Annotated in this window: 12 protein-coding genes; 7 read left to right on the plus strand and 5 right to left on the minus strand. The window is 57.4% G+C overall.

Going from position 1 to position 20167, the window contains the following annotated elements; genetic code table 11:
* Positions 1 to 742 precede the first annotated feature (742 nt).
* From AC3ZVB_RS06900 to AC3ZVB_RS06920, 5 genes are all read left to right on the plus strand, one after another.
* Positions 743 to 1114 (plus strand): hypothetical protein, encoded by a 372-nt coding sequence (locus AC3ZVB_RS06900; RefSeq protein WP_490146141.1) that lies wholly within the window; start codon positions 743 to 745, stop codon positions 1112 to 1114.
* Between the two features lie 1214 nt (positions 1115 to 2328).
* Positions 2329 to 2715 (plus strand): hypothetical protein, encoded by a 387-nt coding sequence (locus tag AC3ZVB_RS06905; protein ID WP_490146142.1) that lies wholly within the window; start codon positions 2329 to 2331, stop codon positions 2713 to 2715.
* A 30-nt stretch (positions 2716 to 2745) separates the two neighbouring features.
* Positions 2746 to 3477: a DUF4123 domain-containing protein gene (locus AC3ZVB_RS06910; RefSeq protein ID WP_490146143.1), complete on the plus strand. Its 732-nt coding sequence runs from the start codon at positions 2746 to 2748 to the stop codon at positions 3475 to 3477.
* Positions 3478 to 3817: 340 nt separating this feature from the next.
* Positions 3818 to 4144 (plus strand): hypothetical protein, encoded by a 327-nt coding sequence (locus AC3ZVB_RS06915; protein ID WP_490146144.1) that lies wholly within the window; start codon positions 3818 to 3820, stop codon positions 4142 to 4144.
* A 351-nt stretch (positions 4145 to 4495) separates the two neighbouring features.
* On the plus strand, positions 4496 to 5332 hold the full coding sequence (locus tag AC3ZVB_RS06920) for a 23S rRNA (adenine(2030)-N(6))-methyltransferase RlmJ (RefSeq protein ID WP_490146145.1): 837 nt from the start codon (positions 4496 to 4498) through the stop codon (positions 5330 to 5332).
* A gap of 135 nt (positions 5333 to 5467) precedes the next feature.
* Here AC3ZVB_RS06920 and msrA read toward each other — a convergent pair whose 3' ends face one another.
* The 5 genes from msrA to aceE all read right to left on the minus strand — a co-directional run bounded on the left by msrA (position 5468) and on the right by aceE (position 15445).
* A complete protein-coding gene (gene msrA / locus AC3ZVB_RS06925; RefSeq protein WP_490146243.1) occupies positions 5468 to 6115 on the minus strand; it encodes a peptide-methionine (S)-S-oxide reductase MsrA in 648 nt (215 codons plus the stop codon).
* Between the two features lie 83 nt (positions 6116 to 6198).
* A complete protein-coding gene (locus tag AC3ZVB_RS06930; protein ID WP_490146146.1) occupies positions 6199 to 8892 on the minus strand; it encodes a sensor domain-containing phosphodiesterase in 2694 nt (897 codons plus the stop codon).
* A gap of 261 nt (positions 8893 to 9153) precedes the next feature.
* Positions 9154 to 10548 (minus strand): alkaline phosphatase D family protein, encoded by a 1395-nt coding sequence (locus tag AC3ZVB_RS06935; RefSeq protein WP_490146147.1) that lies wholly within the window; start codon positions 10546 to 10548, stop codon positions 9154 to 9156.
* 284 nt (positions 10549 to 10832) lie between these two features.
* A complete protein-coding gene (gene aceF, locus AC3ZVB_RS06940; RefSeq protein ID WP_490146148.1) occupies positions 10833 to 12788 on the minus strand; it encodes a dihydrolipoyllysine-residue acetyltransferase in 1956 nt (651 codons plus the stop codon).
* A gap of 11 nt (positions 12789 to 12799) precedes the next feature.
* Positions 12800 to 15445: a pyruvate dehydrogenase (acetyl-transferring), homodimeric type gene (gene aceE, locus AC3ZVB_RS06945; RefSeq protein WP_490146149.1), complete on the minus strand. Its 2646-nt coding sequence runs from the start codon at positions 15443 to 15445 to the stop codon at positions 12800 to 12802.
* A gap of 383 nt (positions 15446 to 15828) precedes the next feature.
* On the opposite strand from aceE, the gene glnE reads away from it, so the two are divergent.
* Together glnE and waaF are read left to right on the plus strand one after the other, a co-directional pair.
* Positions 15829 to 18768: a bifunctional [glutamate--ammonia ligase]-adenylyl-L-tyrosine phosphorylase/[glutamate--ammonia-ligase] adenylyltransferase gene (gene glnE / locus AC3ZVB_RS06950; RefSeq protein WP_490146150.1), complete on the plus strand. Its 2940-nt coding sequence runs from the start codon at positions 15829 to 15831 to the stop codon at positions 18766 to 18768.
* 364 nt (positions 18769 to 19132) lie between these two features.
* Positions 19133 to 20167, plus strand: coding sequence for a lipopolysaccharide heptosyltransferase II (gene waaF / locus AC3ZVB_RS06955; protein ID WP_162437167.1), 1035 nt, complete (start codon positions 19133 to 19135; stop codon positions 20165 to 20167).

Consider the following 20167-nt stretch of genomic DNA (forward strand, 5'->3'; position numbering starts at 1 on the left):
AGCCAATGAGTGATGCCGAAGCCGAGTTCATGGCGCGGCATCATGATGAGGTTGAATCGTTCCTGACGCAGGGTTCGACCGGCGTCGGGATAGGTGCTGCGATGTTTGGTACGCACCTGGGGAACGTACAAAAGACACTGGTCGACATTGAAGCGCTGCACAAAAGGACCTTCGAACAGAACAGGAAACTGACGGGCGCCGACTTCTACGCCGAACGCCAACGATTGATGAAACAACTGGATAACGGCCTTGGACCGCTGGTGCGCAAAGGCATTGGCATTCCTGATCATCTGAAACTGAAGAACGCGTTGGGTATTTCTACCCGAAGTCTGGTGCGGCATTGGAAACAGGCGGGTACGGCAGGTGGGATTCCGGGGTATGCCACGCATATTGAGGGGGTGAGTAGGGCGAGTAAGGTGATTAAGGCGGGGGGGTATGTCGGGATTGGATTGGGTGCTGCTGCTTCTGGGCTGAAGGTCAAGGAGACTTGTCGGGTTGGAACGGAAGAAGCTTGCAGGAAGGTGAAGTTTACGGAGGCGGGGAAGTTTAGCGGGAACGTTGCTCTAGGGGCGATCGGCGGGGTTGCCGGAGCAACCACATGTGTCCTAGTAGGAATAGGTACTGCCGGGATAGGAGGGATAGCTTGCGGACTTGTACTTACTGGAGTTGGCACAGTCTTGGGAGGGGCGGTTGGGGCAGAATTGGGAGAATTGGGTGGGGAGTTGGTTTATGAGGTTTCCAAGTGAAGGAGAATCTCGGTGAGCTATTAATGTTTGGTGGGCTAGCTTTAATAGTTGTTACTTTGCTATGTTTTTGTTTAATTGTTTATCTTGCGTATTTTAGGTTAAAAGAAATACTTGCTAATTTAAAATCATCCTCTTCTGTTAGTGGTTATGATTTTCCGCTTGGGATTGCACCTTTAATGCGTCTTGCATTGCTTGGTTATATAGGAATGATGTTGACCTTACCGCAGTCATGCATAAAAAAGGGAACATTAAGCGCTCATGATTACGCGCGATTTCCTAAGCGGTTAAAGTTTTTGGTGAAATTTTGCAATTGCTTTGTTTGGTCGCTATTAGTAGTGCTCTTAATTGTATGGGGGAAGCTGCCATAGCACTGCGAGTGGTTCAACGGGTGCCGGGATAAGTGCTGCTATTTTTTGTAAATGTTTTGGCGGCGTAAAAAAGACGTTAGTAGACATTGAAGCGCTGCACAAAAGGACCTTCGATAAGAACGGGAAACTGACGGGCGCCGACTTTTACGCCGAACGCCAACGATTGATGAAAAAACGCGTTGGGTATTTCTACCCGAAGTCTGGTACGGCATTGGAAACAGGCGGGTACGGCAGGCGGGATTCCGGGGTATGCCACGCATATTGAGGGGGTGAGTAGGGCGAGTAAGGTGATTAGGGCGGGGGGGGTATGTCGGGATTGGATTGGGTGCTGCTGCTTCGGGAGTGAGGGTAAGCGAAGCTTGCCGCGCTGGCCGAGAGCAAGAATGCAAAAAAGTGCAAATCGTTGAAAGTTGGAAATTGATGGGGGCTATAGCAGGAAGTAGTGCTGGTCCAGTTGTGGTCGGTAAAACATGTGCTGCCGTTGGTAAGTCTCCCCATGGCCTGCTGGTTTGTGCCTTAGTCGCCGCAGGTGTTGGCGCGATCGGTGGCGGGTTGATAGGAGAGACAATTGGTGAAGGTATTGGCGAATTAGTATACGCGTGGACTGAGTGATGTTAGATGCAAGGGGGATCTATTTTTTAGTTGCGATGATTGTTGTTGTGTCAGGGGTGGGGATGTTTCTATTTCAGTTGTATTTCGCGTACTTCAAGCTTGATTGATTATTAAAAAATCTGCCAAATTCGTATGGGGTCGATATCCGGAAGTCAATGCTGGGTAGAGATCCGATGAGTAGGGTTTTTGTGTCTGCGAACATTGCAATGATGCTTGTTCAATATAAGAAATCAATAAAAAATGGTGAGCTTGATCAGCGGGATTACGACGCAATTCCAGCGAATTTATTGCTGTGTATGAAATTGATTTATTTTGCTGCGTTGGTAATAGGCTGGATGCTGATTAGCATGTTTGTAGTCGGGAAATTTTTGGGTTGGCTTTAGTTAATAAGCGAGCTTGGCTATTAAGGTGGGGCAGTTGAGGTTCGGCCGAAATGGGGCTGCTCGATGGGTCGAGGTTAAGGAGACTTGTCGGATTGGGACGGAACATGCTTGCAAGAACGTCCCATCGATAGTGCTGGGGGAAAACACTTATGGTTGGGGTGTGATCGGAGCATCTGGCGAGGAGAAATCACGTGAAATCACTTATAAGGTATTTAATGAATGACAAACGATAGCGAGGTATGGTTTTTCTTGGATTTTGGTGGTTTGGCTTTTGGGCTCGGCTTTATTTTTATTATAGGACAAATCTATCTCTGTTTTTTTAAGCTGGAACGAATTTTAAGATTGCTCAGTAATTCGTTTGGGGTCGTGATACTTCACCCTTTCCTGAGAAGTGGTTTTTTCAGGGCTAGTTTTATGATGAATCAAATAGCTTCATATTTGTTGTATCCAAATAGATCAATTAGAAGTGGCGCTTTAGATGAGCTGGATTATTTGAATTTTCCTCGCGGGTTACTGTATCTCATACGTGGTTTATATATGACGGCAGTTGGGAGTATGGTTTCAATGCTCGTGCACTATTTTTATAAAAATGGATGGCTTGGATAAGTTTGGTTTTTAGTTCTCATGGATAAATTAATGACTAACGAGCATACAGATACCTGGCTCCACAACAACCCGCTCAAGAGTGCGGAACAACTCTTTGCCATTTTCAGCAGTGCGAGCGCTGCTGAACCTTTCAAAGTTTGGCGGGCTTCGAAGGGTGGTAAGGCTCCCAGCCCGGTTTGGGCCGAAACAATTTATGCCGAGTGGGAAGAGGTGATGCCTTATGTAGGAATTGTCGCGGCTGACGGTGAGTTTTTGCAGTGGGTTGCGACAACTGAGTCTCAGGATTGGGGGTGGTTGGCGGTTTCGGCGGCACCCTTAAAAGTCGTGGTTGAGCACATGCGCAGTCTTACCCAGGTGACATTGCCCAATGGTAAAGCGGTGTTTTTCCGGTTTTGGGATGGGCGATATCTGCTGCCGATTTTGCAGTCTGCGCAAATGAATGCGGCTGAGTTGCTGCCGGTTTTTGACCGGTGTCTGATCAATGGGCAGACGGTTGAAATTGGCGGTAACGCGTTGAAATCGGGGAAGGTTTTTCCATGGTGGGCGGTGCCGGATTCGCTGCTGCAGCAGTTGGGGACTGAGGATGTTTCGACTCAGCTCAACAACTTGATTCAGTGGTTGAGTGAGGAACATCAGACGCTGTTCGAGGCCTTTTCGGAAAGCGTGTTGCGCAGGAAGGTGGAGGCGTTTCTTGCGCAGCCTGGGCTTCCTTCAGCTCCGAAGGTGGAGTTGCTGGAGCACTTGATGATGGAGCTGGGTTGATTTGATGGGGTAGGTTCGAGGAAATTTCTGGGCAAGGTCTTCGGAGATTTCCTTCGAGTTTTGGCGGTTTGCGTGAACTGGTGCGGTGGGCGGTCTATCGATAGTCTTGGTCCGTCACTGCAAATTCAGTGACAGGGTGTGGAAGCCCTTATATCGTTAGGCGCATCAAGCGCCGCCAGCCGGCGTTTTTTATCGTCTGTGTTTTTGGTGGCTGTGCGCGGGGCGCTTTCGAGCGCGCCGGGTGCCTAACGTCCCGGTCTTCCACACCTGCGTACAGCCGCCACCTATTACGTGGAAGTGATAGTTGACGGCTTCTTTCCATACGTTAGGAAACAGACAGATGAAAACACTTACGCCGGATCCTCCCTATGTGAAACCAGCGCCGTATCCCGATAACCGCTTCAAGGCGCTCACCAGCAACTGCAGTGACATGCCAACGCTATTCCTGGATACCCAGGCACCCATCGACGTTTTGACCGACGCAGCCAACTACCGAATCCAGGCTGTCACCCAAGTGCTCGAAAACCTGTCCATGCGTGGATCGATCGAGTGCGACTCTTTCATTCTCAGTGACTTTGCATTGCTCTGCGCGATTCCGTTGCGGGACGGCTGTGATGTGCTGGAAGTGGTGAGGCGGCGGTTGCGGCCTCGAGCTTCCGGATCGTAACGGGCTGTTGTGGCGAGGGAGTTTATCGAATCGTCGCACCGTCCCGCTCGGCTGCGAAGCAGACTCAGGATCAGCGAAACGGTTTTGTCAGACACACCTCGGGGCCTGGTCCGGCGACTGCTTCGCAGCCGAACGGGAGTAAACTCCCTCGCCACAGGTTTTTGCGCTCACTACAGAGTCTGCCAGTGCTCACCACAGGTTTTGCCAATGCCGGCCACAGGTATTGCCAGTGCTCACCACAATTAGTTCTTCTGACGGGCAGTCGCAACAGCTGCAACCGCCCGCTCGGCTGCGAAGCCCTGACGTTCGGCTCGGTACAAGGTAAACTTCCCGGCCTTCGCAGGAGCAATCATGAATTATCGTCACGCCTTCCATGCCGGCAATCACGCCGATGTGTTCAAACACCTGACCTTGACCCGCCTCATCGCCCTGATGTCGCGCAAGGAGCAGCCGTTTGCCTATCTCGACACTCACGCCGGCATTGGTCTGTATGACCTGCAGGGTGATCAGGCCAACCGTACCGGTGAGTACCTGGAAGGGATTGCTCGGTTGTGGGATCAGCCTGATCTGCCGGCGTCGACAGCCGATTACATGAAGGTGCTGCACGACATGAACCCGGATGGCCAATTGCGCTATTACCCGGGCTCGCCGGAGCTGGCGCGTCGTCTGACACGGCCACAGGATCGGTTGATGCTCAACGAGAAGCACCCTGAAGACGGTGTGTTGCTCAAGGACAATATGGCGGGTGATCGCCGGGTCAAGGTGCATCTGGGCGAAGGCTGGCACGTGCCGCGGGCCATGTTGCCGGTGCAGGAGAAGCGGGCGGTGATGTTGATTGATCCACCGTTCGAGCAACTGGATGAGATGCAGCGTTGTGCGGCGTCGCTGAAAGAGGCGATTGGGCGGATGCGTCAAACCGTGGCTGCGATCTGGTACCCGGTAAAGGACCAGCGCATGTTGCGCCGTTTCTATCAGGACCTGGCCGGCACGGGCGCGCCGAAGTTGTTGCGGGTGGAGTTGCTGGTGCATCCACTGGACACGCCGAACACCTTGAACGGTTCCGGACTGGCGATTGCCAATCCGCCGTGGGGGCTGGAGGAAGAATTGCGTGAGCTGCTGCCGTGGTTGTCCAAGAAGCTGGGACAGACTCAGGGCGGGTGGCAGATGGATTGGCTGATTGCCGAGTAGAGGTAATCGATAGGCAAGATCAAAAGATCGCAGCCTCGTTTCACTCGACAGCTCCTACACGGGGAATGCGGAATGAGTATTCCGTTGTAGGAGCTGTCGAGTGAAACGAGGCTGCGATCTTTTGCTTTACGGGGGTCAGATAGGGCAAGTCACGCCCGTACCGCCAATCCCGCAATACCCTTCCGGGTTTTTCGCCAGGTATTGCTGGTGATAGGCCTCGGCAAAGTAGACCGTCGGGGCTTCATCGATTTCGGTCGTGATAGTGCCTTTGCCAGCCTTGTTCAATTCAGCCTGGAAGATCTTCCCGCTGGCCTTGGCCGCGTCCAGCTGTGTCGGGTTGGTGGCATAGATGACCGAGCGATACTGCGTGCCGATGTCGTTGCCCTGGCGCATGCCTTGAGTCGGGTTGTGCAGCTCCCAGAACATCTTCAGCAGCTCGTCGTAGCTGACTTTCGCCGGCTCGTAGACTACCAGTACCACCTCAGTGTGGCCGGTCAGGCCCGAGCAGACCTCTTCATAAGTCGGGTTCGGCGTGAAACCGCCGGCGTATCCAACCACGGTACTGACCACACCCTCACGCTGCCAGAAGCGACGCTCCGCCCCCCAGAAGCACCCCAGACCGAAGATGGCGAAATCCACATCCGTGACGAACGGACCCAGCAACGGCGAGTCGTGGACGAAGTGTTTTTCCGGCAAGTTCATTGGGGTTTCGCGGCCAGGCAGGGCTTGTTCTTTAGTTGGAAGCACGTTTTTGTTCACCAGAATTTCCGAGCGCAGAACCATCATCAGTCCTCTCAGTCAGGTTGAATGTGAATTGTTAGACACGCAGTTTGCCCAATTATCCCTTTGGGAGCGAGGGTGTGCCGTCAGGCGAGTGGGCCGCGCGGATAGCGCTTGAGCTTTTCAATCAGCTCGGTGCCGGGGATCGGCCGGTCGAACAGGTAGCCCTGACCGACGTCACAACGGTGGCGCCGCAAGAACGCGAGCTGTTCTGCCGTCTCGATGCCTTCAGCCACCACCTTGAGTTTCAGGTTGTGGGCCATGGCGATCACGGCGGAGGTGATCTCCATGTCGTCCTGGTTATCCGGGATTTCGTGAATGAAGCTTCGATCGATCTTGATGATATCGATCGGGAATTTTTTCAGGTAACTGAGCGACGAATAACCCGTACCGAAATCGTCCATGGCCAGGGTCAGGCCCAGGCGCTTGAGCTGGTCGAGCTGCAAGTGAGTGTCTTCGGTGGCCTCCAGCAGCAGGCCTTCCGTTAACTCAAGTTCGAGCAAATTGGCCGGCAGCGCTTCTTCCTTGAGGATATTGGCGATGGACGCCACCAGGTCCGGGTCGGAGAACTGCTTGGGCGACAGGTTGATCGCCACCTGAAGATTGCCCAGGCCGGCCGCCGTCAGGTCTTTGCTCATGCGGCAGGCCTGGCGGGCGATCCATTTGCCAATGGGAATGATCAGGCCGGTCTCTTCCGCCACGCTGATGAACTGATCCGGGCGGATCATGCCTTTTTCCGGATGGTTCCAGCGCAGCAGCGCTTCCATGCCCAGCAGGCGACCGCTACGCAGGCAAAGCTTGGGCTGGTAGAACACGTCCAGCTCATTCTGGGTCAAGGCGCGGCGCAGGTTGTTTTCGACGAACAGCTTGTAGCTGGCCTCGGCGTTCAGCGCTTCGGTGAACACCTGAACCTGATGTTTGCCGTTGGCCTTGGCCTTATGCAGCGCGAGGCCGGCGTTGCGCATCAGGGTTTGCGGGTCGCGTCCATGCAGGGGCGCGCAGGCCAGGCCGACGGAGCCCGTGACGCTGATCAACTGGTTGTCGACGAACATGGGCTTGTCGAGGGTCGCCAGTAATTGATTGGCGACCTTCTGGCCGCTGCACAGGTCGGTGTTGTCCAGCAACACCGCGAACTCGTTACTGGCAAAACGCGCCAGGCTGCCGCTCGGGCTCAGGCTGTTGCGCAAGCGTCGGGCCAGGCTGATCAGCAGCTTGTCGCCGGTCTGGTGGCCGAGGCTGTCATTGATGCGCTTGAAGTTATCAATGTCCACCAGCAGCAGGCTGATGGGCGTATCGGTGTCGCGCGCGAAGCGTTCGTCAAGGTTGCGGATGAACGCCGGGCGATTACCCAGGTTGGTCAGGTTGTCGGTGTAAGCCAGGCGCTCGATGCGCTGCTGGGCGAGTTTGGTCTGGGTGATGTCTTCGTAAATGCCGATGTAATGCGTCAGCTCGCGGTTGTCGCCGTAAACCTTGGAGATCGACAACTGCCCCCAATAGGGTTCGAGGTTTTTACGGCGGCTTTTGAACTCGCCTTGCCAGCTGTTGCTTTTGACCAGCGCCGAGGGCGCGTCGAATAGCAGCTCGCTCAGGTTCTCCAGTGCCGGCAGTTCCGACAGCCGCTGGCCGTGGACTTCTTCAGTGCTGTATTGAGTGATCGCTGTGAAACTCGGATTGACGTACTCGACCACCCCGTCGCAATTGACCAGCAAAAAAGCATTGGCACTTTGCTCCACGGCGCGTTGGAACAAGTGCAACGCACTGGTGGCGGCGCGGCGGTTGTGGTTGTTGATCACTTGGGCGAATTGGTCTGCCAGCTCACCGGCGAAGGCAATTTCGTCCGATTGCCAGGCGCGAGTGATACCGATCTGTTCCAGGCAGAGCACGCCCACGACGTTGCCATCAACCCGAATGCTGGCATCGAGCATCGCAATGATGTCCCGCGGTCGCAGGCTGTCCACCAGTTCCCGGGTACGCGGGTCGTGCATGACGTTGTGGGCGTCAATGGCGCGGCCGGTGTTCAAGGCTTCCAGGTAATTCGGGAAGCCGCTGACGTCGATCGGTTCCGGCAGCTGATGGTTCCGAGTGGCGCGATGATAGGCCGAGATCGGCACCAGCAACGAGCCCTCAAGGTTCCACAGACTGGCACAGTCGATTTCGTAGATGTCACACGCGCTGCGGGTGATCAGCTCTGCGGCTTCCTGCAGGGAATTGTTGCTGCTGTAACGCTGGCGAGTCAGCAACAGGATCAGGTCCTGCTGTGCGCGAACCCGATCCAGGTGCAGTAGTTGTTCCTGCTGTGCGCGCTGATTGAGTTCCAGTGCGATTTGCAGGCGCGAGTTCTGAGTTTCCAGGTCCAGCGCGGACAGCTGCGGGTTGCCCTCGAACAGGTCGTCTACGACCATCAGGTAGCCACGCAGCAATTGCCGATTGTGCTGTTTGAAGGCTTCACCCAGCTCCAGCAGGTTCAAGGCGCCGGAGGGGGTGTGCAAGGTGTAGCGGATCAGGTAATTGGGGCTTTCAGTCAGTTGCTGCTGGATCGCGTCATGCAACTGATGGCGCGCTTGCGGCTCCATCAGGCTGGCGTAGGGCGAACTGATCAGGGAGCAGAGCTCCGTAGCCGCCAGGCCGAACTGTCTTTCGCAGTTCGGATCGAGAAACAACAGCGCCCAGCTCGCCTCATTCAGCCGTTCGAAACGCAGCATGCCGAGCCGCGAGGGCACAGGCAACTGCGTCACTACCTCGGCCACCATACGGCTGGCGGCATCGGGTTGGCTTTTCATGGAGGGAACTCGCTTCGAAAGTGCTGATCGCGCCGGGCTTTCGCCCTCTTTACTCTTGCGTGCGGCAAGGTTGCATCATTGCAACACTGACTGACAAGAGACATGAAGGCCAAGTGCTATAAGAATATGTCGGCAGAGAAGAAGATTTCTTCAGTGAGCCGGGGAAAGTAATGTTTGAGGGGAAAAGATCGCAGCCTGCGGCAGCTCCTACAGGGCGCGTACAACCCGTAGGTGCTGCCGCAGGCTGCGATCTTTTGATCTTTAACGCAACGGGATATCCGTCTGTTGAAGCAATTTGCCCTCATGATCGTGATAACTGACACGAATCTGCCCGGCATCAACCACCAGATGGGCAAAGTTGTCCTGGCTGATCACTGCGCCGGTCAATGCGTGCCGGTACTCGCCCTCGGCCGTGCGGGCCAAGGGTTGATCGAGGATAAAGCTGGCGGCATTGGCGTAAGGCAGTAATTTGCTGTTGCTCAGAGGCGACGACACCACGGTGTGCACCTCAAAATCCGGGTCCTCGCTGTGCGTCAGCCGGCTGGTCAGGGAGCCGTGGACATCGCCGGAGACGAAGATGACGTTCTTGATGCGGTGCTGGCGGATCGTCTCCAGCAGGCGCAGTCGCTGTTCGGGAAACGCTTTCCAGGCATCGTCGCCCTGAATTTTCTTATCGGGGTAGAACATGACGCTGGTCACGACGAACTTCACTCGGGCCGAACTGTTGATCAGCCATTCACATAAGGCGATTTCTTGCGCCTGATCAAGAATGCGCCGGTCAGCGGTGGATAGATTTCGCCGTGTTCGGCTGTCGGTCACAAACCATTCGATATCGCCCTCGGTAAACTGATACCAATACCTGTTGAGTGTCGAGCTTACCCGGCCATTATCGAGTAACTCAGGAATGGGACTGTGGCTGGCCTGGTATATCTCATAAGCAGTCATCGCATTCGTATATAAGTAGTCGTCTTTATTGCTCTTGTTGGCGGGCCAGTTGTCTTCTATTTCATGATCGTCAAGGATCATGTAAGTCGGCACACTGGACATTAACTGACTGATATTGGGCTGAGAAAAAGCGGCGCGGTACTTGCTGAAGATATCGTTTAGTTCACGGTCGGGCGCCACGATGTTCAAATCATCGACATAGACTTGATCGCCGGTCATCAACACCGCGCTGACGGGTGGTTGGGCGTGGCGTACCTGTTGCATGATCGACGCGAAGATTCGGTCACTCCGGTGCGGTAGAACGGGCATGCCGCCGGTCATTCGCAGGTATCGGCATGAGCCGACGATATAGGCGCGTGGTTTGGTCGTCGTGTTGGATGGCGTGCGAAAGCGGTAGAGGTCCTGCGGCCATTGCAGCGGTAGCTGTTGCGCTGTCTCCACCGTGTGCATCGGGCCTGCGGGGCTGAACCAGCCAGCCTGATACTCGTACTCGGTGTCGGCGCTCAGTTCATTGAGTGCGATGACTTCGCACCCGTCACGGACAGGTTCCAGTTTCGCAAAAACACTGTTCAGCCAGCACACCTCTCCCGCTCGTCGATAACGAATACCGGCGAAAACAGAAGTGTTTTTTCGTGGCGTGCCGCGCAGGAAGAGGCGCGTCTGATGAGTTGTCGTGTGGCCAACAATAGGGCCGACAGTAGGTTTGAACATAGTTGAGTCCATTCAGTATTGCGCCAGTCAGACAATTAACAATGTCGGCGCGTTTATTAAGGCGTCGCCTCACCAAGACTAGTGAGTGGACCTTAAAAAATACGGAGCGGAAAGGGACTCGAGTTGTGGGCGATATCAGCTACAAATGTAGGAAGGCACACTTTTAAATTAAAAAATATCAGGCAAAAAAAAGCCCCGCCAAATTGGCGGGGTTGAGGTACGAGCGTGGCGCCCGGAAAACGTAGAACGCGGCAGGCCCTCCAGTGAAGGAGGGCCGCCAGGTGTTACAACAGAATGGTACGAATGTCCGCCAGCAGGTCGCTCAGACGCTTGGTGAAGCGTGCTGCAGCGGCGCCGTTGATCACGCGGTGATCGTAGGACAGCGACAGCGGCAGCATCAGTTTCGGCTGGAAGGCTTTGCCGTCCCAGACTGGTTGGATGGTTGCCTTGGAAACACCGAGGATCGCCACTTCCGGCGCGTTGACGATCGGCGTGAAGCCGGTGCCGCCAATGTGGCCGAGGCTGGAAATGGTGAAGCAGGCGCCTTGCATGTCGTCAGCGGTGAGCTTTTTGTCGCGGGCTTTGGCGGCCAGCGCGGCAGCTTCAGCGGCGAGTTGTAACAGGCTCTTCTGGTCGACGTTCTTGATGACCGGTACCAGCAGGCCTTCAGGCGTGTCGACGGCGAAGCCGATGTTCACGTATTTCTTGCGGATGATCGCTTTGCCGCTTGGTGCCAGCGAACTGTTGAAGTCCGGCAGTTCCTTGAGCAGGTGCGCGCAGGACTTGAGCAGCAGCGGCAGGATGGTCAGCTTGACGCCGGCCTTCTCTGCAACGGCCTTCTGAGCGATACGGAACGCTTCCAGATCGGTGATATCAGCCGAATCGAACTGAGTAACGTGTGGAATGTTCAACCAGCTGCGGTGCAGGCTCGATGCGCCGATTTGCATCAGGCGAGTCATCGGCACTTCTTCGGTTTCGCCGAAACGGCTGAAGTCGACAACCGGAATCGGCGGAATGCCCGCGCCACCGGTTGCGCCAGCAGCGGCCGGTGCTTCCTTGGCCTTCTGCATCATGGCTTTGACGTAAACCTGTACGTCTTCTTTCAGGATGCGACCGTGCGGGCCGCTGGCGCCGACGGCGCTCAGCTCGACACCGAACTCACGGGCCAGTTGACGCACGGCTGGGCCGGCGTGAACTTTGGCGCCTGGCCTGGCAGGTGCAGCAACTGGAGCGGCAGCCGCAGGTGCAGCGGCAGCCGGAGCAGCAGCGGCCGGAGCACTTGGCGCAGCAGCGGCAGCTGGAGCCGGAGCAGCAGCAGGTGCTGCGCCCTTGACCTTCAGCTTGAGGATCAGGTCGCCGGTACCGACTTCGTCATCCAGCTTGATGGAAACGCTTTCCACCACGCCAGCGGCAGGCGATGGAATTTCCATGCTCGCCTTGTCGGATTCCAGGGTGATCAGTGACTGGTCGGCTTCAACGGTGTCGCCAGCCTTGACCAGGACTTCGATGATCTTGGCCTTGCCCGACGAGCCGATGTCCGGAACGTGGATGTCCTGAACGCTATCGGCAACCGGTGCCGCCGGAGCTGCCGCTGCAGCAGGCGCAGCGGCCGGTGCAGGTGCAGCTGCCTGAGCTGGAGCGGCAGCAGCAGGCGCCGCAGCACCTGCCACTTCCAGGTCCAGGATCAGGTCGCCGGTGCCGACTTCGTCGTTGAGCTTGACGCTGATGGCCTTGACCACGCCCGCGGCAGGCGACGGGATTTCCATGCTGGCCTTGTCGGATTCCAGGGTGATCAGCGATTGATCAGCCTCGACGGTGTCGCCGACCTTGACCTGGATCTCGATGATCTGGGCCTTGCCCGACGAGCCGATGTCCGGCACGTGCACTTGTTGAACCGAAGCGGCAGCAGGTGCAGCGGCTGGCGCGGCAGCAGCAGGTGCGGCAGCCGGTTTCTCTTCAGCCTTGGCCGCCGGTGCAGCGGCCGCCGCAGGGGCTGGCGCAGCGTCACCTTCGACTTCCAACTCCAGCAGTTCGTCGCCTTCTTTCAGGCGATCGCCCAGCTTTACTTTCAGGCTTTTGACGATACCGGCCTTCGGCGCAGGCACTTCCATGCTCGCCTTGTCTGATTCCAGCGTCAGAATGCTCTGCTCGGCTTCGATACGGTCGCCGACCTTCACAAACAGTTCAATTACTTCACCTTCACCGCTGCCGATGTCAGGTACGCGAATGAGTTCGCTCACAGAGTGTCTCCTCAGCAGTCCAGTGGGTTGCGTTTTTCCGGGTTGATACCGAACTTGGCGATGGCTTCAGCCACGACCTTAGGTTCGATGTCACCACGGTCAGCCAATGCTTCCAGGGCTGCCAACACCACGAATTGACGATCGACTTCGAAGAAGTGACGCAGCTTCTTACGGCTGTCACTGCGGCCGAAACCGTCGGTGCCCAGGACTTTGAATTCCTTGGACGGGACCCACTGACGAATTTGCTCAGCGAACAGCTTCATGTAGTCGGTGGAGGCGATGACCGGACCTTTACGGCCGTTCAGGCACTCTTCGACGTAGCTCAGTTTAGGCTTCTGGCCCGGGTGCAGACGGTTGGTACGCTCAACGGCCAGGCCGTCGCGACGCAGTTCGTTGAAGCTGGTAACGCTCCAGACGTCAGCACCGATGTTGAACTCTTCACGCAGAATCTTCGCCGCTTCACGCACTTCACGCAGGATGGTGCCGGAGCCCATCAGTTGTACGTGGTGCGCCGCTTCGCGGGTGTCTTCTTCGAGCAGGTACATGCCCTTGATGATGCCTTCCTCGGCACCGGCCGGCATGGCAGGTTGCTGGTAGGACTCGTTCATCACGGTGATGTAGTAGAAAACGTCCTGCTGCTCTTCGGTCATCTTCTTCATGCCGTCCTGGATGATCACCGCCAGCTCGTAGCCGTAGGTTGGATCAAAGGTGCGGCAGTTCGGGATGGTAGCGGCCAGGATATGGCTGTGACCGTCTTCGTGTTGCAGGCCTTCGCCGTTCAGCGTGGTCCGGCCGGCGGTGCCGCCGATCAGGAAGCCACGGGTGCGGCTGTCGCCAGCGGCCCAGGCCAGGTCGCCAATACGCTGGAAGCCGAACATCGAGTAGAAGATGTAGAACGGCAGCATTGGCTGGTTGTGGCTGGAGTACGAAGTACCAGCGGCGATGAAGGAGCTCATGGCGCCTGCTTCGTTGATGCCTTCTTCGAGAATCTGGCCTTTCTTGTCTTCCTTGTAGAACATCACCTGGTCTTTATCGACTGGCTCGTAGAGCTGGCCGACGGACGAGTAGATGCCCAACTGACGGAACATGCCTTCCATACCGAAGGTACGGGCTTCGTCCGGGATGATCGGAACGATGCGTGGGCCGACTTCCTTGTCCTTGACCAGCTGCGCGAGGATCCGCACGAAGGCCATGGTGGTGGAGATTTCACGGTCGCCCGAGCCGTCAAGGATGGCCTTGAGGGTATCGAGTGGCGGGGTCGGCACGCTGAAGCTCTGTGCGCGACGTTGCGGCACGAAACCGCCCAATGCAGTGCGGCGCTCGCTCAGGTAGCGGGCTTCTGCGCTGTTTGGCTCCGGCTTGAAGAACGGCAGGTTTTCCAGCTCTTCGTCCTTGACCGGGATGTCGAAACGATCACGGAACAACTTCAGGCTGTCGACATCGACTTTCTTGGTGTTGTGCGCCGTGTTTTTCGCTTCGCCGGCACCGGTGCCATAACCTTTGATGGTCTTGGCCAGGATGACAGTCGGTTGTTCTTTGTGGTTGACCGCTTCGTGGTACGCCGCGTAGACCTTGTACGGGTCGTGGCCGCCACGGTTGAGCTTCCAGATCTCGTCGTCGGACAGATCAGCAACCATCGCCTTGAGTTCTGGCGAGTTGAAGAAGTGTTCACGCACGAACGCGCCGTCTTTGGCTTTGTAGTTCTGGTACTCGCCGTCGATGACTTCGTCCATGCGACGTTGCAGGATGCCGTCGACGTCTTTGGCCAGCAGTGGGTCCCAGAAACGGCCCCAGATGACTTTGGTCACGTTCCACTGAGCACCGCGGAATACGCCTTCGAGTTCCTGGATGATCTTGCCGTTGCCGCGAACCGGGCCGTCGAGGCGCTGCAGGTTGCAGTTGATGACGAAGATCAGGTTGTCGAGCTTCTCGCGGCCAGCCAGCGAGATCGCGCCCAGGGATTCCGGCTCGTCGCACTCGCCGTCGCCCAGGAAGCACCAGACTTTCTGCTTGCCTTCAGGGATGAAGCCACGGGCTTCCAGGTACTTCATGAAGCGTGCCTGGTAGATCGCCTGGATCGGGCCCAGACCCATGGATACGGTCGGGAACTGCCAGAAGTCAGGCATCAGCCAAGGGTGCGGGTAGGACGACAAGCCTTGGCCGTCGACTTCCTGGCGGAAGTTGTTCATCTGGTCTTCGGTGATGCGGCCTTCCATGAACGCACGGGCGTAGACGCCTGGCGAGGTGTGGCCCTGGAAGTAGATCAGGTCGCCGCCGTGTTCTTCGGTCGGGGCCTGGAAGAAGTAGTTGAAGCCGATGTCATACAGGGTCGCACTGGAGGCGAAGCTGGAGATGTGACCGCCGAGGTCAGAATCTTTCAGGTTCGTACGCATTACCATGGCCATCGCGTTCCAGCGAACCAGCGAGCGAATGCGGCGTTCCATGAACAGGTCGCCAGGCATGCGTGCTTCGTGGGTCACAGGAATCGTGTTGCGGTAAGGCGTGGTGATGGCGTATGGCAGCTGCGAGCCACTACGGGTCGCCAGTTCGCCCATACGGGTCATCAGATAGTGAGCGCGGTCTTCGCCTTCTTTGTCGAGAACCGATTCCAGGGCGTCCAGCCATTCCTGGGTTTCGACGGGATCGAGGTCTTGCATGGCTTGCTCCAGGGCGGAAAGGCTTCCAGAATCGGTTGCCTGAGTTTGCGACTGGCCTTGTGGGCAGACGATATAAATTCTTGGATTGCCGAGAGGTTGTTCCGGCGGCGTGTAGTTTTACTACAAATCTTCGGGCATTTCAGCCTTTCGAATGTATAGACGAGTAGTAAAACTACAGATGAGCGGCTTGTGGCCTCCAGCTGCGTTGTGAGAATAATCGTTAAGGTTGGTCTTTTGCCAACCGAAAAAGGTGAAAGCTTGATGATCGCTGCCAACATTAAAAGAATTTCAGCTATTTCTAACCTTTGTTCGACAGTCGATCAGGTAGTGGGTTTTCAGAAATCACTACATGCAGCCCGTTACACGCCGATCAAGGATAGACCATGAGCCTCCCTTCGCTTGCCCAACTGCCCGCCATACTCCTGCCGTTTGTCACCCGTGCCGAGCAGTCGTTCCGTGAAGCCGTCGCTGCACTCGATGGCGACTCGAACCTGTCCGGCTGGATGCCTGAACGTTGGGCCCAATTTGCCCGTATTACCGCCGCCAGCGACTTTGTCACCGAACAGAGTGTGCGTGACCCTTTAATGCTGCTTGAACTGGTGCAGTCCGGCGAACTCGACCGTGGCTTTGCCCCCGGTGAACTGTGTGCGCAGATCGCGGCGGCAGTAGGGCTGGCTGAAACCGAGGACGAATTGGGGCGTGTCTTGCGTCGGCAGCGCACCCGCCATCAGGTGCGGATCATCTGGCGCGATCTGACCCGGCAGGCCGATCTGGTCCAGACCTGCCGCGACCTTTCGGACATGGCCGATGCCAGCATCGATCAGGCCTATCAATGGTTGTACGCGCGCCATTGCCAGCAGTTCGGTGTACCTACGGGACGGCGCAGCGGCGAGGCGCAGCAAATGGTCATCCTGGGCATGGGCAAGCTTGGCGCGGTCGAGCTGAACCTGTCGTCGGACATCGACCTGATCTTCGCCTACCCCGAGGGGGGCGAAACCGTCGGTGTGAAGCGCTCGCTGGATAATCAGGAATTTTTCATACGCCTCGGTCAGCGCCTGATCAAAGCGCTGGACCCCATGACCGTCGACGGCTTCGTGTTCCGCGTTGACATGCGCCTGCGGCCCTACGGTTCGGCAGGTGCCCTGGTGCTGAGCTTCAATGCGCTGGAGCAGTATTACCAGGATCAGGGGCGCGACTGGGAACGCTACGCGATGATCAAGTCGCGGGTGGTGGCCGGCGATCAGGTGGCCGGCGCGCAATTGCAGGAGATGCTGCGTCCTTTCGTTTACCGACGGTATCTGGACTTCTCGGCCATCGAAGCGCTGCGCACCATGAAGCAGCTGATCCAGCAGGAAGTCCGCCGCAAGGGCATGGCTGACAATATCAAGCTCGGCTCTGGCGGCATCCGCGAAGTCGAATTTATCGCTCAGGCTTTCCAGCTGATTCACGGCGGTCGCGACCTGAGCTTGCAACAACGCCCTCTATTAAAAGTACTGAGCACACTGGAAGGCCAGGGGTACCTGCCACCCGCGGTGATCAGCGAGTTGCGCGAAGGCTACGAATTCCTGCGTTACACCGAACATGCGATCCAAGCGATCGCCGACCGCCAGACCCAGATGCTGCCCGACGGCGCGCAGGATCAGGCGCGCATTGCTTTTATGATGGGTTTTGCCGATTGGCCTGCCTTCCACGAGCAATTGATGTACTGGCGCGATCGTGTGGCCTGGCACTTTGGTCAGGTGATCGCCGATCCCGACGAAGAGGAAGGCACCGAGAGCGAAGTGGTGGTCGGGGGTGAGTGGCTGCCGCTGTGGGAAGAGGCTCAGGATGAAGAAGCCGCTTGCCGCCAGTTGGAGGACGGAGGTTTTGCGGACGCTTCAAAAGCCTTGAAAACCTTGGCCAGTCTGCGGGGCAGCCCGCAATTGCGCGCCATGCAGCGCCTCGGTCGCGAACGGCTCGACGCCTTTATTCCGCGGCTGCTGGCTCAGGCCGTGGAGCACGCCAACCCGGACCTGGTGCTGGAGCGGGTATTGCCATTGGTGGAGGCTGTCGCCCGTCGTTCCGCGTACCTGGTGTTGCTGACCGAAAACCCGGGTGCACTTCGCCGCCTGCTAACCCTATGTGCCGCGAGCCCGTGGATTGCCGAGCAGATCACCCGCTTCCCGTTGTTGCTCGACGAACTGCTTAACGAAGGCCGGTTGTTCAAGCCGCCCCTGGCGCCGGAATTGGCCGCCGAGCTGCGCGAACGCCTGACACGAATTCCTGAAGACGACCTCGAGCAGCAAATGGAAGCGCTGCGCCATTTCAAACTGGCGCACCGCTTGCGTGTTGCCGCCTCGGAAATCGCCGGCAGCCTGCCACTGATGAAAGTCAGTGATTACCTGACCTGGCTGGCGGAAGCGATCCTGGAGCAAGTGCTGGCACTGGCCTGGCGTCAAACGGTGGCCAAATATGGCACGCCCCTGCGCACTGACGGCACGTTGTGCGATCCCGGCTTCGTCATTGTCGGTTATGGGAAAGTCGGCGGGCTGGAACTCGGGCATGGTTCCGACCTGGACCTGGTGTTTATCCACGACGGTGATCCGCAGGCAGAAACGGACGGGGCGAAACCGATTGATGGGGCCCAGTTCTTCACGCGGCTCGGGCAGCGGATCATTCACTTGCTCACGACCCAAACCAACTCGGGCCAGTTGTATGAGGTGGATATGCGCCTGCGACCATCCGGTGCGTCGGGCTTGCTGGTGAGTTCGCTGGGTGCGTTTGCGCGTTATCAGGAAAACGAAGCCTGGACCTGGGAGCACCAGGCATTGGTGCGGGCGCGAGTACTGGTGGGCAGTCAGGATGTGGGGCTGGCGTTCGAGAAAGTCCGAGCGGCAATTTTGGGTAAACCAAGGGACTTGCCGACCTTGCGCCAGGAGGTCAGCGAGATGCGCGCCAAGATGCGCGATAACCTCGGCAGCAAGAGCACGGCGGCCGGCACCGGGACAAATGCTTTCGAAGCCACGGCGCCGTTCGATCTCAAGCAGGATGCCGGAGGTATCGTCGATATTGAATTTATGGTGCAATACGCGGCCCTGGCGTGGTCCGAAACGCACCCGTCATTGCTGCGCTGGACCGACAATATCCGCATTCTGGAAGGGTTGGAGGAGGAAGGGCTGATGCCCGCCGAAGACGCCGGTTTGTTGCGCGAGGCCTATAAAGCCTATCGTTCCGCCGCGCACCGACAGGCCTTGCAGAAGGATGCTGGCGTAATACCTGGCGATCAGTTCGCGGACGAACGACGGCAGGTGCTGCGTATCTGGCACGAGTTGGGGCTAAGCTGAAACCGGAGATTGGCAGCACCGTATTACCCTGTGGGAGCGAGCCATGTGGCGAGGGGATTTATCCCCGTTGGACTGCGCAGCAGTCCCATTTTTTAGGGCCGCTTCGCGACCCAACGGGGATAAATCCCCTCGCCACATGGCTTGCTCCCACAGTAGATCTTCATTGTTTTGTAGATTGAGGCAGCTAAGCTGCACCGCACTGGATGTGCACCAATACCCAATGTGGGAGCGAGCTTGCTCGCGATAGCGGAGTGACAGTCGACAGTCATGTTGAAGGTGATGACCCATCGCAAGCCTGCATGCTTCCACAGTGATTCTCGAGGCGGGGAGGCGTAAGCCTCCCCGGTTCGTTTTTGGAAACCACATGAAAATTCTGATCGTTGGGCCCAGTTGGGTCGGTGACATGGTGATGGCGCAGACACTCTTTCAGTGTCTTAAACAGCGCCACCCGCAATGCGAAATCGACGTGTTGGCCCCCGAGTGGAGCCGGCCGATTCTGGAACGCATGCCCGAAGTCCGTCAGGCCTTGAGCTTTCCGCTCGGCCACGGCGCTCTCGAGCTGGCGACCCGCCGGCGCATCGGCAAATCCCTGGCCGGCCAGTACGACCAGGCGATCCTGCTGCCCAATTCCCTCAAGTCGGCGCTGGTGCCGTTCTTCGCCGGCATTCCAAAACGCACAGGCTGGCGGGGCGAGTTTCGCTACGGCCTGCTCAATGACGTGCGCACGCTGGATAAAGAACGCTATCCGCTGATGATCGAGCGCTTCATGGCGCTGGCTTACGAGCCCGGCGCCGAGCTGCCGAAACCATATCCCCGGCCAACCCTGCAGATCGATCCGGTCACCCGCGAGGCGGCTCTGGCCAAATTCGGCCTGACCCTCGACCGCCCGGTGTTGGCGCTGTGCCCAGGCGCCGAGTTCGGTGAGTCCAAGCGCTGGCCGTCCGAGCATTACGCCAAGGTCGCCGAAACGAAGATTCGTGAAGGATGGCAGGTCTGGTTGTTCGGCTCTAAAAACGATCACGCGGTGGGCGAAGACATTCGCGCCCGATTGATCCCTGGCCTGCGCGAGGAGTCGGTGAACCTCAGCGGCGGAACGTCCCTGGCTGAAGCCATTGATCTGCTGTCCTGCGCCGACTCGGTGGTGTCTAACGACTCGGGCCTTATGCACGTCGCCGCCGCACTGAACCGTCCTCTGGTTGCGGTCTACGGCTCGACGTCGCCAGGCTTCACGCCACCCTTGGCCGAGCATGTCGAAATCGTTCGCCTGGGCATTGAATGCAGCCCTTGCTTCGACCGTACGTGCCGCTTCGGTCATTACAATTGCTTGCGCCAGCTCATGCCGCAAGCGGTGAACGAAGCCTTGCAGCGGTTGCAGGGCACTGTGGTCGAGGTCAATTAG

The organism is Pseudomonas sp. MDV22-iso1 (assembly GCF_058145095.1).

Excerpts from the sequence above, each read along its gene's own strand:
- AC3ZVB_RS06905 (WP_490146142.1), top strand. The coding sequence starts at position 2,329 with ATGACAAACGATAGCGAGGTATGGTTTTTCTTGGATTTTGGTGGTTTG.
- AC3ZVB_RS06910 (WP_490146143.1), top strand. The coding sequence starts at position 2,746 with ATGACTAACGAGCATACAGATACCTGGCTCCACAACAACCCGCTCAAG.
- AC3ZVB_RS06915 (WP_490146144.1), top strand. The coding sequence starts at position 3,818 with ATGAAAACACTTACGCCGGATCCTCCCTATGTGAAACCAGCGCCGTAT.
- AC3ZVB_RS06920 (WP_490146145.1), top strand. The coding sequence starts at position 4,496 with ATGAATTATCGTCACGCCTTCCATGCCGGCAATCACGCCGATGTGTTC.
- msrA (WP_490146243.1), bottom strand. The coding sequence starts at position 6,115 with ATGGTTCTGCGCTCGGAAATTCTGGTGAACAAAAACGTGCTTCCAACT.
- AC3ZVB_RS06930 (WP_490146146.1), bottom strand. The coding sequence starts at position 8,892 with ATGAAAAGCCAACCCGATGCCGCCAGCCGTATGGTGGCCGAGGTAGTG.
- AC3ZVB_RS06935 (WP_490146147.1), bottom strand. The coding sequence starts at position 10,548 with ATGTTCAAACCTACTGTCGGCCCTATTGTTGGCCACACGACAACTCAT.
- aceE (WP_490146149.1), bottom strand. The coding sequence starts at position 15,445 with ATGCAAGACCTCGATCCCGTCGAAACCCAGGAATGGCTGGACGCCCTG.
- glnE (WP_490146150.1), top strand. The coding sequence starts at position 15,829 with ATGAGCCTCCCTTCGCTTGCCCAACTGCCCGCCATACTCCTGCCGTTT.
- waaF (WP_162437167.1), top strand. The coding sequence starts at position 19,133 with ATGAAAATTCTGATCGTTGGGCCCAGTTGGGTCGGTGACATGGTGATG.